General features: G+C 35.6%; 8 protein-coding genes. 2 read left to right on the top strand and 6 right to left on the bottom strand.

The window, feature by feature from the left end:
• Positions 1-11: 11 nt before the first annotated feature.
• Positions 12-1,430 carry a glycosyltransferase family 2 protein gene (locus P700755_RS01420; RefSeq protein WP_015022972.1) on the bottom strand — a complete coding sequence of 473 codons (1,419 nt, stop codon included), beginning with the start codon at positions 1,428-1,430 and terminating at the stop codon, positions 12-14.
• Between the two features lie 266 nt (positions 1,431-1,696).
• Here P700755_RS01420 and P700755_RS01415 point away from each other — a divergent pair, with 266 nt between their 5' ends.
• Complete coding sequence (locus P700755_RS01415) at positions 1,697-2,575, top strand: DUF808 family protein (RefSeq protein ID WP_015022970.1); 879 nt, start codon at positions 1,697-1,699, stop codon at positions 2,573-2,575.
• Positions 2,576-3,013: 438 nt separating this feature from the next.
• Here P700755_RS01415 and P700755_RS01410 read toward each other — a convergent pair whose 3' ends face one another.
• From P700755_RS01410 to P700755_RS01400, 3 genes are all read right to left on the bottom strand, one after another.
• Positions 3,014-3,973, bottom strand: a complete 960-nt coding sequence (locus P700755_RS01410; RefSeq protein ID WP_015022969.1) for a PorP/SprF family type IX secretion system membrane protein — start codon at positions 3,971-3,973, stop codon at positions 3,014-3,016.
• Positions 3,970-8,334: a T9SS type B sorting domain-containing protein gene (locus P700755_RS01405; protein ID WP_015022968.1), complete on the bottom strand. Its 4,365-nt coding sequence runs from the start codon at positions 8,332-8,334 to the stop codon at positions 3,970-3,972. Before P700755_RS01405 ends, P700755_RS01410 begins: the two co-directional genes overlap by 4 nt.
• Positions 8,335-9,005: 671 nt before the next feature.
• On the bottom strand, positions 9,006-9,821 hold the full coding sequence (locus tag P700755_RS01400) for an HAD family hydrolase (protein ID WP_015022967.1): 816 nt from the start codon (positions 9,819-9,821) through the stop codon (positions 9,006-9,008).
• 272 nt (positions 9,822-10,093) lie between these two features.
• On the opposite strand from P700755_RS01400, the gene P700755_RS01395 reads away from it, so the two are divergent.
• On the top strand, positions 10,094-12,760 hold the full coding sequence (locus tag P700755_RS01395) for a zinc-dependent metalloprotease (protein ID WP_015022966.1): 2,667 nt from the start codon (positions 10,094-10,096) through the stop codon (positions 12,758-12,760).
• A 195-nt stretch (positions 12,761-12,955) separates the two neighbouring features.
• On the opposite strand, the gene P700755_RS01390 is transcribed toward P700755_RS01395, so the two are convergent.
• A complete protein-coding gene (locus tag P700755_RS01390; protein ID WP_015022965.1) occupies positions 12,956-13,153 on the bottom strand; it encodes a helix-turn-helix transcriptional regulator in 198 nt (65 codons plus the stop codon).
• Positions 13,150-13,551, bottom strand: a complete 402-nt coding sequence (locus tag P700755_RS01385) for a hypothetical protein (protein WP_015022964.1) — start codon at positions 13,549-13,551, stop codon at positions 13,150-13,152. Before P700755_RS01385 ends, P700755_RS01390 begins: the two co-directional genes overlap by 4 nt.
• Between the last annotated feature and the right edge of the window lie 713 nt (positions 13,552-14,264).

The raw sequence follows: 14,264 nt of genomic DNA, 5'->3' as shown, positions 1-14,264 counted from the left end.
GCAGTTACAAATCAAACTTTTTTAGGTAAATCTCGGGTTAGCCAACCTCGTCGACTGGCTGTTGCAATCGCATAAGGGGTGATCCAAAACAAACTAAAAGTATAAAATAAGCTGTAGCAATATATCCATAGCGACTCTCCAACATTATAAGATTTAGCATAAAACAAGGCAGGGATACTAGAGAAGACAAGAATACTTGCTAGGGTTGAACTGATAAATAAAACCGGATACAGCACTATAAAAATAAGCATCAAAATCATAAATGGGTAAGCAAAAATAACTTTGATCCACTGGTTAAGCAATAAAATTCGTGGTCCTACCTTCGATTCTTCTCTATAATTTGTAAAAGCGAATTTGCTCATCTTAATGTTTTCTCTCACGTTGCTTCGCTCCCAACGGATAAACATCTTATATAGGTTTTTATACCGCTCTGGGATATTGGTCAGGACAACGGCATTACTCTGGAAACGAACATGCATGCCTTGTTTTAAAATCATATTGGTCATCGCTCTATCTTCCCCAATATCGGTTGTTTTACCCATAAAAGTTTGGTGCATCCAATCTTCAAGGCAATTAAGCACAGCCTCTTTTCTATACGCCGCCAAAGCTCCAGGAGTACAGAGGACAGATCCCAGCTGACTTTGTGCTGAACGGATAAATTCAAAACTAAAGGCAAAACTCACATTTAGCATACGAGGAATCATCGCTTTCTCATTGTTAAGGACCCGCACATTACCCGCTACCGCGCCACATTTAGAATCTACCATAAATGGAGAAACCAAATTTCTAAGCGTATCCGTTTTCACGATAGAATCGCTATCGACAGTAACAAACACATCTCCTGTACCCAATTTAAAGCCTCGGTATAAGGCATGGCGTTTACCCCTGTTTTTGGGTTGTTGAAAAATAGATAAGCGATCTCCAAGTTCGCGTTTAGCTTTTTGCATCCAAGCCCAGGTGTCGTCTTGACTCCCGTCATCTATAGAGATGATTTGAACTTTATGTTCAGGATAATGACTGCCTGCCAAGCTGTGAAGGGTTTTCCAAACCAACTGGCCTTCGTTGTAAGCAGGGACAATGACTGTAAGCACTGGCAATTTTTCATTGGTTACAGATTCAACTGGATGGTACTTTAGACGTAGAAAAAAGATAAAGCTCAAAAAACCAATCTTAAAAGCAAGTAATCCAATGGAAACATAGATAAGCAGTCTTCCCCAAAACGTATTGATTCTCTCTAGGTGAAGTTGTTCAAAGGCAGGTTGCAATTGAATAACTGTCATCAAAGCACCGACAAGCAGTATAAATGTTGCTGTAAAAATGAGGACATCTCTAGAGGAGAGGGATTTTATCGAAAATAATTTTGAAAATGAAGGTCTCGGTGAGGTTTGGGCACTATTTAAATCGGTATCCATAGCTGATGATTTCGTCATCTATAACCAATTTATATACCGTGATTAAGTTTGTACTGTTTCTAGCTAGTTTGGATATGGACAAGACCACACTCTGTGGACTTTATCCACAGAGTGTGGTAGGAATGGAAGCTCTTCTGTTGATTCAATCAAGAGCTTTAACTTTAGCTAAAAAGGTGATTAGTTATTTTCTCCAAATCAATCTTAACTTTCTGTGCAAAATAGAGTTAGGAACTTTTTTAAAAAACTAATTTCGTCACCTCTAATAATTTAAAATAAAACAATGTATGGCTTCAGGATTTTTTGCCATTCTAGATGATATTGCCGCGCTTATGGACGATGTCGCGGTCATGAGTAAAGTGGCTGCCAAAAAAACAGCTGGAATTTTGGGTGACGATCTTGCCGTCAATGCAGAAAAAGCTTCTGGTTTTATCTCCTCACGAGAGATCCCCGTCTTATGGTCTATTACCAAAGGCTCTTTACTTAATAAAGTGATTATTCTACCTATTGCTTTTTTACTGAGTGCCTTTTTGCCTGAAGCTATTACTATAGCTCTTCTGCTGGGAGGTTTGTATTTGGCTTATGAAGGTGCAGAGAAAATCTATCACTTTATAGGTCCACATCCGCATTCCAAAAAAGAAGAACTCAAAAGCGCCAAAACTAAAAGTGAGATCATAGCCTTGGAAAAGGAGCGCATCAAATCGGCGATTGTGACCGACTTTATTCTCTCGGTAGAAATTATCATTATTGCTCTGGGGACAGTGGCTAAGGAAGGCTTAAGCATACAAATCCCTGTAGTAACGATAATAGCTCTTATTGCAACCGTTGGCGTTTACGGCATCGTTGCCCTTATAATTCGGATGGACGATACTGGGTATAAACTCATAGAAAATAGCAAGAGTAAAAAAAGCCTTAAAGCAAAACTCGGTGGCGTTTTAGTAGCAGCCTTACCCAAAGTCATCAAAAGTTTAACGGTGATCGGTACCATAGCTTTATTGCTGGTGTCCGGAGGTATTTTTGCACACCATATAGATGCTTTTCATGATCTTATTCCTTTCTTGCCCTCCTTGGTGACGGAACTGTTAATCGGCTTGGTCATCGGTTTTATGTGTTTATTAGTGATCAATCTAGCGGTGATGCTTAAAAAGCAATTGATACCAAATTAAGGTAAAGACTAGGGGGGGGAGATTTTCAATATTTAGCATAAATAAATATAGACTTGATCTCGGTTTTAAGAAAATGAGCAGTTGAGTATGATTTTTAGCGTTCGCTTATTTTATTTATTCTCTTTTGTAATTCTAATAGTCTATTATACCAATTTAGTTTTTAAATGTTGCATTAAAAATTTGAATTATACTACGACGTAGCTCAGCACAAGTTTTTTACTTAATTGAGGAAAAAAATATAAGCATAGCAATAGTTATGGTTCTATTTTATGACGATTAGTAAGTGAAAAAGAAACTGATTTTATACGACATTTGAATGCTAAATTGGTATTATACCAATTTAAACCTATAATGTCGCAATAAATCGTTTTGCCAGGACGAATTCTGCACAGGCTTTTTTTATCGGACACTTCTGTTTTGTAATATAAAAGGCATCCATTAAAAATAGCAGCAATCTAGATTAAGCCACCGTTTATTTCGCTCTAGTTTTAAATCAATTCTTAAAATCAATTCATGGGAGTTTAGATTCTGACCAATGCTAGAGAGATAATTTTCATAAGCATAACCAATTCTGTATTTTTCGTTTACAATTAGAGATACCATTGCACTCAATGAATTTTGGTGGCGATAAGACGCGCCTATCTCATATTTTTTATTAAAAATAAAATTTGCGTTTATATCTAGAGATACAGGCAAAGTGGGAGTGTATTTTATCATCGTAGAAGGTCTAAAAACAACATCATTAAATTTTGAAAGCTCTATTGACATGCCGCCTGTAAAAAAATAATTACCACGCTCTAAGCCTCTAACGGTCTGAATATCATCTTGTAATCTAAAAACTGGGGATTCAAATAAATTTTGTGAAGATAAGCCCACATAAAAATCTTTTGAACTGTATAAAAATCCAAACCCCAGATTCCCATATTGTCCTGTTGTGGACGCATATACTTCGTCATCTACTGTGATGCCACTTGCCAAGTCATTATTAAAAAAAGCTACGCCACTTTTTACTCCAAAAGACAAGCGTCCGAACTCAGATGTGGGTATCGTGTAGGAAACGTCAAAATTAAGGCTGGTGTTATCGACCAAACCTATTTTATCACTTATAACCGTAGCTCCAAAACCAAACCCTGAATTAATCCTAGTATTTACCGAAAATGTGCTTGTTTCTGGTGCGCCTTCAACATTAATCCATTGTCTACGTGTAAGTAGTGCAGCATTTAAATCTGATTTAGACCCTACAAATGCGGGATTCAGTACTTGCATGTTATAAAAATATTGTGCGTAGTGTGGTGCCTGTTGCGCATTTACAAAAAACACATTTAGCAACAGAAAACAAAAGATTCTAATCTTCAATTTACTTGTGAATTTTATATGTGTGATTATAACATTTGTCATCTTATAAGTTGGATAAATCCAGTTTTAGGTTTGGTAACGCCATCATTATAATCTAAGGAGTAAAAATAAACACCTTCAACAATCCGCTTTCCATTATTAGTTCCATCCCACCAAATAGGACTTAAACTGCCATTATTACTATAATTATATAGTTCACTTCCCCATCTATCAAAAATATCCAACTTAAAGTTTGGGAAATCTTCTAAACCATCAATTTTAAAAACATCACTGCGACCATCATTGTTTGGTGAAAATAAATTTGGGAAATCATTATCCTTAAGTGTTCCTAATCCCCTGATTCCTGATGATGAATTAGATATCTGACCCGATGTTATCTCAGCAGTTAAGTTCATAGTTTCGGTTTTTTCATTCAAACTATCATCTATCGTTGGAATATCCTGGGTAAATGAAGTTTCTAAAGCGGGTATGGACGTACTCGCAAAAAAGGAAGGATAATCACTGTTAATTGTTGTTGTAATATCTTCGGTTTTAAGATTAAAATTTATTGGTAAAAAATTACCCATAGATGCACCGGTTGTTTCATTAATAAGCGTCACAATAAATACCAATGGGCTACCTTCTACAACCGTTGGATTTGTTATAACCATAAATGGATCTGGGTCGATGTCCAAAATTGTCCCTGTCTTTGTCAAATCTTCATTACCTACATTATTTGAGATAACGTTTCCAAATACATTTAGGTATTCTTCTTCGGGCTCATTTAGATTATCTAAGAGGGTGGTGATATTAAATGAAATTCTATCATTAGGATTACCTGGATCTATGGTTCCTATTATATTTAAGGTATCTGTTATGGCTATATAATCCTCTGGAGATAGTGCCGTATTATCCTCGCTTACAATATCAATATCTGTAGGTCTAGAGCTCGGGTTGCTTAAGATAATAGTATAGACTAAATCTTCCCCCTCAATTTCAATGACATCATTCATGGTTATATTTGGCAGCAGATCGTTATCTAGAATAGTGCCTATGCCAATTGCTTCTGTATTTATGGTGTTGCCAGATGTAATAGTAGCAGTTAAGGTAAATAATTCATCAAACTCAGAAATGTCATCTTCATTGGAAGCGATCTCAAAAGGAAAAGTTTCAGTAAAAACAGGAATCACAAATTGATTATCGACAACTGCATTATAATCAAAAGGCGAAATAGCGACATCGTATATAGTGGTTGTACCTGTTCCGTCTGTTGTGAAAAGGTCAATTTCCACTGGAGTTGCAGATTGTACTGGAATGGTATTGTCATTGAATCTAACCAAAGAAAAAGTAAATTGTAAGTCATTTCCCTCAACGACATTAACGTCATCTAATAAGACTACAATGGCCATGATCTCTCGCCAGTCTCTTTCTGGGGTAGTAGAATAGTCAACATTTGGAAAATCTGTTGGTCGTTGTCCGTTTGTTGGATTTACTCTGCTGTTATCAGTGTCATAGCCATCATCTAAGCCATCATTGTCCGCATCTCTACCAAGTGGTTCAGTTTCTGGAAAACCATCGTTAGTAAAGTCCCAGCCTTCAATAAAATCCTCTCTTATATCATTATCAGAGTTAATATCTATATAATCAAAAGCAAGGTCACCATCCGTATTTATTGGGCTTAAGCCGTTAGTATAAGCTGTATTTACGCCATTTTCTGTAAATGTTGTACTGGGAGGTATATAAGTATCCGTTGGTTGTGCTTCTATATTATCCACAATACCGTCAGCATCGGAGTCTATATCCAAGTAATTTGGATTTGCATCCATATCCGTATTCGCAATCTGGTAAGTGACAGGTGTAGTAGGGCTATCATCAATTTCTACAGTATCATCTAATCCATTTAGGCCAACGGAATTATCAGTTTGGCCATCATCATCAGTATCGGTAGCAGAATTACCAACTTCGTTAATATCAAAAATACCATCGTTATCGGAGTCTAAATCGAAATGATTGGGTACACCGTCACCATCAAAATCAAAACTATCAACAATTCCATCATTATTAGCATCCAGTCCAAGACCTATATCTCTATAGTTTGGTATAGAATTGCCATCAGCATCATCCAAGGGATCAGCTCCGTTGGACTCCTCAACATCTAAAATAGTATCGTTGTCATCATCAATATCAACTGCGTTAGAAATACCGTCATTATCTGTGTCTGTTGAAGCATTAACATCTACTTCGCTTTCCGTACTTTCAACATCACCTAGTGGGTTTGTACCAGAAAATTTTATTATGTTTTCCCCAATACAATCCTCATTTAAAACAACAGTAATTTCAATAGTTATAGTTTCACCTGCCTGTAAAAGTCCAGAAGTTCCATCAAAAATGTTAATATCGCCATCGCCATTAAAGCTCATATTTGAGCCAGGATTAATGGTAGCATTACTTTCACTTTCAACTATTACAGGAGTAGTAAAGGATACAGGGGGTTTTCCACATATATCAGCGAGATTCTCTTCCAATTGTAAGTCCACTAAGTCTACCAGTGGGCTCGTATTTGTAAACGATAATTGAAATGTAAATTCTTCATGTTCCAAAATTCCGTTTGGCGCAGTATTGGTTTCAGTTATGACTTTTTCGCTAGATGCTGATGAAGTAAATAGAAAAGACATCCCAAGAGAATCACAACGGCACTGGTTATCAATTTCGGGTACTGATATTATGTATGGATCATAATACCTGTCTAAATGCTCTCCTAATCCATCTTCCCAAGTCACAAAAGAAAATAGCCTTCTATTTACTGAAGTACCCTCATCAAAACCATCTAAAGGTCCTTGCGTCTGGGAGGGCGTAATCTGATTAAAGTTATTATCAATGGAATTATTGACAGGTGCCGTTAAGTGAAATATTTCTAAAACTATAGATTCGCCAGATTCTAAAGTAGTACCGGATTCTAATAATGTGGTATTTAAGTCACCATCATAATTCGAATTTACATTCACTGGTGTTACTGAAACCTGAGTTATGTTAAGTTCATTAAACGTTAATCGATTGTCTAAAAAACTACCTAGCCCCATATTAAAGTTGACATTACTAGCCGTCCCCGTTCCTTCGTTGGTAATGGTAACTGTATTTGTGAAATTATAAGTCCCGTCTGGGTTTACTTCTGGGCTAATAACGGGAATGTCTAGTTCTGCTATGATAATGGCTTCGGTGGTATGAAAATCTGTAAGATTTAACGAAGTATCATCACTACCTGCTGAAGATGTAAGGTCTAAAACAGCTTCAAAGTCAATCCCAGAAGGTGAAGGTGTTGGATCGGGTCTGCCACCACAAAATGGATTTACAGATATACAATAAGAAATAGTTGTAATTTGCCTTGGATACAATATGGCATCATTTATCGATTCCGTATCGAATAAGGCACCAGAGGTAACGTCCAGAAAGTTTGGGTTTACGGTAATAGTGTTACTAAACACTAGGGGATAAGGAGGTTCTCTAAAATTTTCAGGATTAGTAGTTGTTATAGTTACATCATCAACAGATGTCACACAACCCGAACCGTAAATCTCATCAAAATCTTTAAATATTTCAATATCCCTAATCAAGCTAAGAGGATTGGAATCTCTTGCAATACTTTTATTTGTAAACCTAAAACTGTATAGTATTTTATAATTCCCATCTGTGCTAAACCCTTGGTTACAAGACGAGAAACTTAAAAACTCTATTAAATCTCCAACGTCTTCAACAATTAAAAAAAGGTCTGCCGATGCTTCATCTGTTCCATCAGAAATAGTATAGGTTATAGGCGGAACACCCCCACTGTAATTAAGAAATGGTTCAAATGTATAACTACCATCAGCAAAAAGGGTAAAATCCCCCTCATCTAAATTTACTGTATTCCCAACAGTGTATACGGTGCCGTTGATAGTAAATGAAATGACGGTTAACGGGTTTTCATTTTCAGAAGTGTCATTTCCTAAAACACCTGAGGCGGGTACAGTTAAAGGTGTATTGATATTTGCAGTAGCGTAATCGTTTCGAGCAATAGGAGCTATCGATAAAAACAAATTCCCTGTAGCTGAAGACGTTTCATCTGCTATTGCATAAACACTAACGGGCACATTACCCTTAAATCTGGGGGTGGGGTTGTAAGACAGACTACCATCTGTATTACTATTTATACTTCCCTCAGGAATTGTCGCTGTTTGTCCAGCTGAATAATCAACATTATTTATTTTGAAACTTATGAGGGCTAAACTATCAGCATCATTTTGCATCAATCCGATGGCAGCATCGACCTCCAAAGTCCTATCTATTCGAGTGGTATAACTATCATTAGTAGTTTCAGGCGGTGTTTTTCCGAAAGTGAATTCAGAACATATAAGTAGTAATAGGCATAGTTTTATGACCGTCTTCATTTTGCGAATTGATATAATTCATCAATTATACATTTATTTAACAATATAATTCACATTAAACTCTTTTTTTGCCACAAATTTTTACATCATTAAGTTATGCGTAATTTAAGGCTTTTTAATAAAACTCTTTTTTGAATCTCGATCGCTATAGATTTAATTTGGTACAAGACTTACTCAAAATTAAAAGTTGCCTAGCCAGCTATCTAAAAATCCCTTTGATGAATGGAACTTGAGTTGCAATTAGTACTTCAGTAAACTCGTATAGCATCATCTAATACCAAATTATATTTATAATGCCGTATGAATAAATTGAATTATACTACGACGTAGCTCAGCACAGGTTTTTTGATTGATTGATTAAAATCAAAAATAACTAGCATAGCCTTAGCTACGGTAAATATTTTTGATGAAAAGCAGGCGAAAAAAGCCTGTGCCGAATTCGTATCGGTAAAACGATTTATTGGGTCATTATAGGTCTAATTTGGTATAATAGCCGTCAAGGACTTTAAATAGTTGACCCGAGACAAAAGAAATTTATAATCGTAATCGGTATAAAAGTGAAAAAAAAGAGTTGATTAAAACAAATCTTAATTCTGAAATTGTTTGAGGTTAGAAGTGAGAAAAACGTTTTCTATTTATCAATAGGTGACCCTAATTTATAATTTACAACCTTATGAATTCGGTAGTCTAGATGTCAATAATTTCTCAAGGATATCTTCAACGCCTTCTTCTGTATTACTTTTGGTTTGATAATTGGCGATTTTTATGACGTTTGGATGGGCATTTTTCATAGCAAAACTAAGACGTGCCAATTTTAACATACCAATATCGTTATTATAATCTCCAAACACCATGGTTTCATTTAGGGTAACGCCCAAGTCCTGTTGTATAATTTTTAAGGCATAGGCTTTATTGGCGTCTCTATGTGATATGTCGAGCCAATTCTGCCCTGAAACAACGACTTGATAACTATCCATTAGATTTTGAACCTGTGGATAGATATAAGCTTCTGAAGAATCAAAATGATACACAGCTATTTTTACAAAATCGTCGTCTGTAACCTGGGTCAAATCATCAACCTTTTGAACTTCGCTATAAAAGCTGCTGAGTTGAGTCATAAACTTGGTGCTAGAACTTTCGATGTAGGCGCTCTTTCTGCCACACAGTACAATAAAGCTATCTTTTATAGACCTAAGGAGAGTGATGCAGTGTTGCACATCGTCATCAGTTAGCTTTAGTAAAACTTTAGTTTCATCAGCATGTTGCATGATACCTCCGTTTTCACCAATAATGCTAATCTCATTTTTAATGGGCTCGAGTTTGCTTAAAATACTTTGGTATTGCCTACCACTTGCTGCTACAAAATGAATATCATGTTTTTTAAGCTCCTCAAATTGTTGAAAAAATCGAGTGCTTACCTCATTCTTTTCATTTAGGAGCGTACCGTCCATATCAGTAACAATAAGTTTAATATCAGAAAAATCCATAATAAAGCTTTAGACTACAAACATAATTTTTACTTTTTAAGTATTAATAAAAGTTAACAATTATTCTATAGGTAGGATACTTTCAGTCCTCTATTTTAGTGTTGTAGTATTATTTTATAGTTGAATCATAAAAAATTAACAAACTTTAATAAAAGTCTAGCGGGGATATTTAAAGAAAAATTGGTTTATTTAATTTAAACTTTATTTAAACTTGTTGTAACGCTATTGAAATTGTTTGATCCACAGTTAATTAACGTCTTAAAAAACAAAAAATGTTAAAATATATTATCCCAACAGTCTTATTTTTTAGTCTTACTAGTTATGCTCAGACTTCTTTTTTTACAAAAAATACAGTCATCACTGTAGAAATAAATAATGATAAACGTTTAGATAGTCCACTTAAAGAGACTTTTTTAAATTTGGATATAAACGCTCTTAAACTCTATTTAGTTGATAGTGGAGATAGACTAAATTCAACATATAAAATACTAAGCTTGCCAGATGAAAATGGAAAATTTAAAAAATATAAAATATTTGAAGCCCCTGTTTTGGAGCCCAAATTTCAAGAAAATTACCCCACTATAAAATCTTACGCTGGTCAAGGTGTAACAAATCCCCAAGAAACCTTGAGGTTTACTATAACCCCAAAAGGTTTTCAAGCTCTAATTTTAGGAACGCCAAACGGAACACAACACATAAAACCGTATGATTTATCCAGAAATTTATACACGTCTTTTCTCAATAAAGATGTAAGTCCCGATGAAGATACTTTTGGATGTGAACTTATAGAAGTGGGGACTTCTTCTATGGACAACCCAAACAATAGTTCATTTAATGCCAATGATGGTATTTTAAGAATCTATAGACTTGCTTTATCATCTACAGGAGAATTCAGTGCTTTTTACAATAGTAACTTAGAGGATGTTATTGCCGCTATGAGCATTGCAGTATCCAATGCAAATGCAGTTTTAGAAAGAGATTTATCTGTTACCCTAACGCTAGTTGATAATACATCTTTAATATTTTTTGACCCTGATACAGATCCCTTCGATAACTTTGATAATATTGCTTTATTAGATCAAAACCAAGCATTAATCGATGCTACTGTTGGTGATGATAATTATGATATTGGCCATGTTTTTAATACAGCTGGAGGAGGAGTTGCAGGCTTACTAACAAGTTGTTTATCTGGTTTTAAGGCTTGGGGCGTAACAGGGAGTTCAAATCCAGACGGGCAACGCTTTATTTTTGTGTTTTTACATGAGTTAGGTCATCAATTTGGGTCACCACATACATTTAATGGTGATGAGGGATCGTGTGCTCCTAATATTTCAGAAGTTACAGCAGTAGAACCCGGAAGTGGTTCTACACTTATGTCTTACCCCGGTCTATGTAATAGTCAGAATGTTCAAATTCAAGGTGATTTATATTACAACCAGATTAGTTTATTTACTATGTGGAATCACATCACTAATTCTGGAGAATGCCCTATTTTGCAAACTACAACAGGAAACAATGCTCCCGTTGCGGACGCTGGAAATGATTATTTAATACCACAAGGAACACCTTATAAATTGAATGGCAATTCAACAGATACAGATGGTGTTGAGACACACACATTTACATGGGAACAAAATGATCTTGGTCCAGCTGGAGCTCCTACAGAGACAACCCTAGCAGGTCCTTTAGTGAGATCTTTTCAAGGAACCAATAATCCTACTAGATATTTACCAAACTTATTGGATCTTTTATATGTTCAAGGATCATCAGACTGGGAAAAATTAGTGAATGTAGACCGGGATATAAACTTTAGATTAACGGTAAGAGATAATGACTTAAGAGGAGGGCAAACAGATTCTGACGATATGCTTGCAACGGTAACAACAGCAGCAGGGCCTTTTGTAGTGACTTCTCAAAATACGCCAAATCAGATTATTTGGACGCCTGGAACAACAGAAACCATCACTTGGGATGTTGCTGGCACTACTGCAAACGGCATTAATGAAGCAAATGTAACTATTTTGCTTTCTACAGATGAAGGTCTTACATATGAAACTGTTTTAGCTGCAAATGTTCCAAATGATGGCTCCTACGATCTCGTTGTCCCTGATATTGACGAGCCAAAATGTAGATTGATGGTAGAATCAACAAACAATATATTTTTTAATATAAACGCTGCTTTTTTTGCTATCGGTGATTATTCTTACCAAGAAGACTGTCAAGATATCACCGTGAATTTTAATTTACAACTACCAGAAAGTTCAAATACTGTTACGAGTTTCCCATTCCAAATCGATGAAAATATAGACATAACAGATTTAAATGTGAGTATAGATGTAAGTGGTAATGCGGATAACAGCTCACTATTTTTTTTCTTACGCCCTCCGTTTGACATACAGAATGTTTATAGTCTCGTGACTTATCCTTGCCCAGGAACTACAGGGATGAAACTGACTTTCGATGACGAAGGCTCTGCACTAGACTGTAGTACCATAAATAATGGAGATCGTGTACTTCCCTTGGAACCGCTTTCACAGGCAGATGGCCAAAATCCTAATGGAAACTGGATATTGTTTGGAGGTGATATAATTGTTGATGGTAACGTATCTACACTAAACTCTATGACACTATCTATATGTAGCAAAGAAGCTATTCCAAATACGATGTCCACTGAAGGTTTTGTGGCTTTTGATAATTTGAGTATTTATCCGAATCCAAGTAGTGGGCAGTTTACTTTAAAATTTAACACAACAACGACTGAAAAAGTTCAAGTTGAAGTTTTCGATATTACAGGAAGACTTGTTTACCAAGAGACCCAAAACAATAGCCAGACTAACTTTGAAAAAACAATAGACTTAAGTCATACTCAATCTGGTGTTTATATAGTTAAAGTAAAACAAGGTAACACAAGTATTTCAAAAAAATTGATCTTAAAATAGGCTTATACCTGTTTATTTATATCAAATTAAATTTATAAGGTCGTATAAATAAACAGGTTTTTTGATGGATAGAAATTAAAAATAATCTGCTTAGTTAGCTACAGTAATTATTTTTTATAAAAAGCAGGTGAAAAAAGCCTGTGCGGATTCGTTTCAGAAAACCGATTTATGGCGACACATAGATTTAAATTGACATTAGTCCTTAGCATAGATAAAAATAGACTCGATCTCGGTTTTAAAGAGCCTCGCCAGCTTGATGGCCAGCACCAAACTAGGATCAAATTTTTCCTTTTCAATCGCATTTATGGTTTGTCGGGACACCTCTACCGCTTTCCCAAGCTGCTCCTGGGTAAGGTTATGCTCTGCGCGTAATACTTTGAGTTTGTTTCTCATGCGTAGCGTTTTCTTATGATGAGCGTACTCACCATATAAACAATCCCAATTATGCCCACTAGAAAACCAATTTCAGCATCTGCACCAATTAGATTGGTCGTGTCTAGCAATGAATAGGTAATCCCAATGATAACGGTTAAACCCAAAGTAATCCCCAAGGCCTCAAGTTGAATTTTACGTTGCAGCTCGTCTAGGCTATTAAAGAAATGGCGGTTGGCAATAACCATGGCAATACCATTGGCAAAGTTCAGCCCCACAAAGAGAATGGTGAGCAGTTGGTGGTCGTCCCAAATAAATTGAGGGCCAAAGGTAGCTAGAGCTAGCGTAGCGACCCAGGACCACGTCCAGCCCGCTAAATTTAAAACTTGTTGTTTCTTGGTTTTCATAGAATAAGTCATTAAAAGTTTACATTATGTCAATAAGACTTTACAAATGTAATCTAATAATTGACAATGTCAAGTTTATTTTACATTTTTTTGAAAAAGCCATTACAAGGCACGCGTATTTTCTCTTTTGATTTTGCTCACGCCAACCCTATAAGCCCTTAGATGATAAGCCTAAAACTCTTTCGTTCACCTCCGATTTGGGATCTGTTGGGGGAGTTCTCTTGAATGTTTATAAACTCTAAACCCTTTTAATTCGCCTGAAGTCGGCGTGAGTAGGATGAAGAGGATGAAGTGGATGAGGTTATTTTTTGTCCTTATAAAAATGACCTTGGTACAGACACTCTTTTTGTTTTTCCATTTCCAACCTAAGTCATTTTGAACAAGGTTTGGAAATAAAAGAGATGTCTCATCTCCTTCATGATATAATTCTACAGCATCTTCTTTTGAGGTTTAATTTTGTATTACCATTCATTTCAGCAACCAATTCAAAGAAATCTTTACCACCAAATACGCCAGAACCTTCGTACCATTTTTTATTCCAAACGTTTTTTTATTATCTATAAGAGAAACTGTAAAAACAGCCCCTTAACGTTGTACCATTCTTGTTCCAAAACCTTAGCTTTATTTTTTTATAACAGAAATAGCAAAAACAGATTTTGTTGTAACATCCATGTCTTTTTTCAAATTAAAATGTAATTTTAAAATTGAAAAAAGTGGTGTTTTTT

Source organism: Psychroflexus torquis ATCC 700755 (assembly GCF_000153485.2).
Lineage (GTDB): Bacteria > Bacteroidota > Bacteroidia > Flavobacteriales > Flavobacteriaceae > Psychroflexus > Psychroflexus torquis.
The sequence above is the reverse complement of the archived record's forward strand: the minus strand, read 5'-3'. Positions and strand labels throughout refer to the sequence as shown.

What these genes read in the sequence shown, in the direction of transcription:
- P700755_RS01420 (WP_015022972.1), bottom strand. Translation starts at nt 1,430, where the DNA reads ATGACGAAATCATCAGCTATGGATACCGATTTAAATAGTGCCCAAACC.
- P700755_RS01415 (WP_015022970.1), top strand. Translation starts at nt 1,697, where the DNA reads ATGGCTTCAGGATTTTTTGCCATTCTAGATGATATTGCCGCGCTTATG.
- P700755_RS01410 (WP_015022969.1), bottom strand. Translation starts at nt 3,973, where the DNA reads ATGACAAATGTTATAATCACACATATAAAATTCACAAGTAAATTGAAG.
- P700755_RS01405 (WP_015022968.1), bottom strand. Translation starts at nt 8,334, where the DNA reads ATGAAGACGGTCATAAAACTATGCCTATTACTACTTATATGTTCTGAA.
- P700755_RS01400 (WP_015022967.1), bottom strand. Translation starts at nt 9,821, where the DNA reads ATGGATTTTTCTGATATTAAACTTATTGTTACTGATATGGACGGTACG.
- P700755_RS01395 (WP_015022966.1), top strand. Translation starts at nt 10,094, where the DNA reads ATGTTAAAATATATTATCCCAACAGTCTTATTTTTTAGTCTTACTAGT.
- P700755_RS01390 (WP_015022965.1), bottom strand. Translation starts at nt 13,153, where the DNA reads ATGAGAAACAAACTCAAAGTATTACGCGCAGAGCATAACCTTACCCAG.
- P700755_RS01385 (WP_015022964.1), bottom strand. Translation starts at nt 13,551, where the DNA reads ATGACTTATTCTATGAAAACCAAGAAACAACAAGTTTTAAATTTAGCG.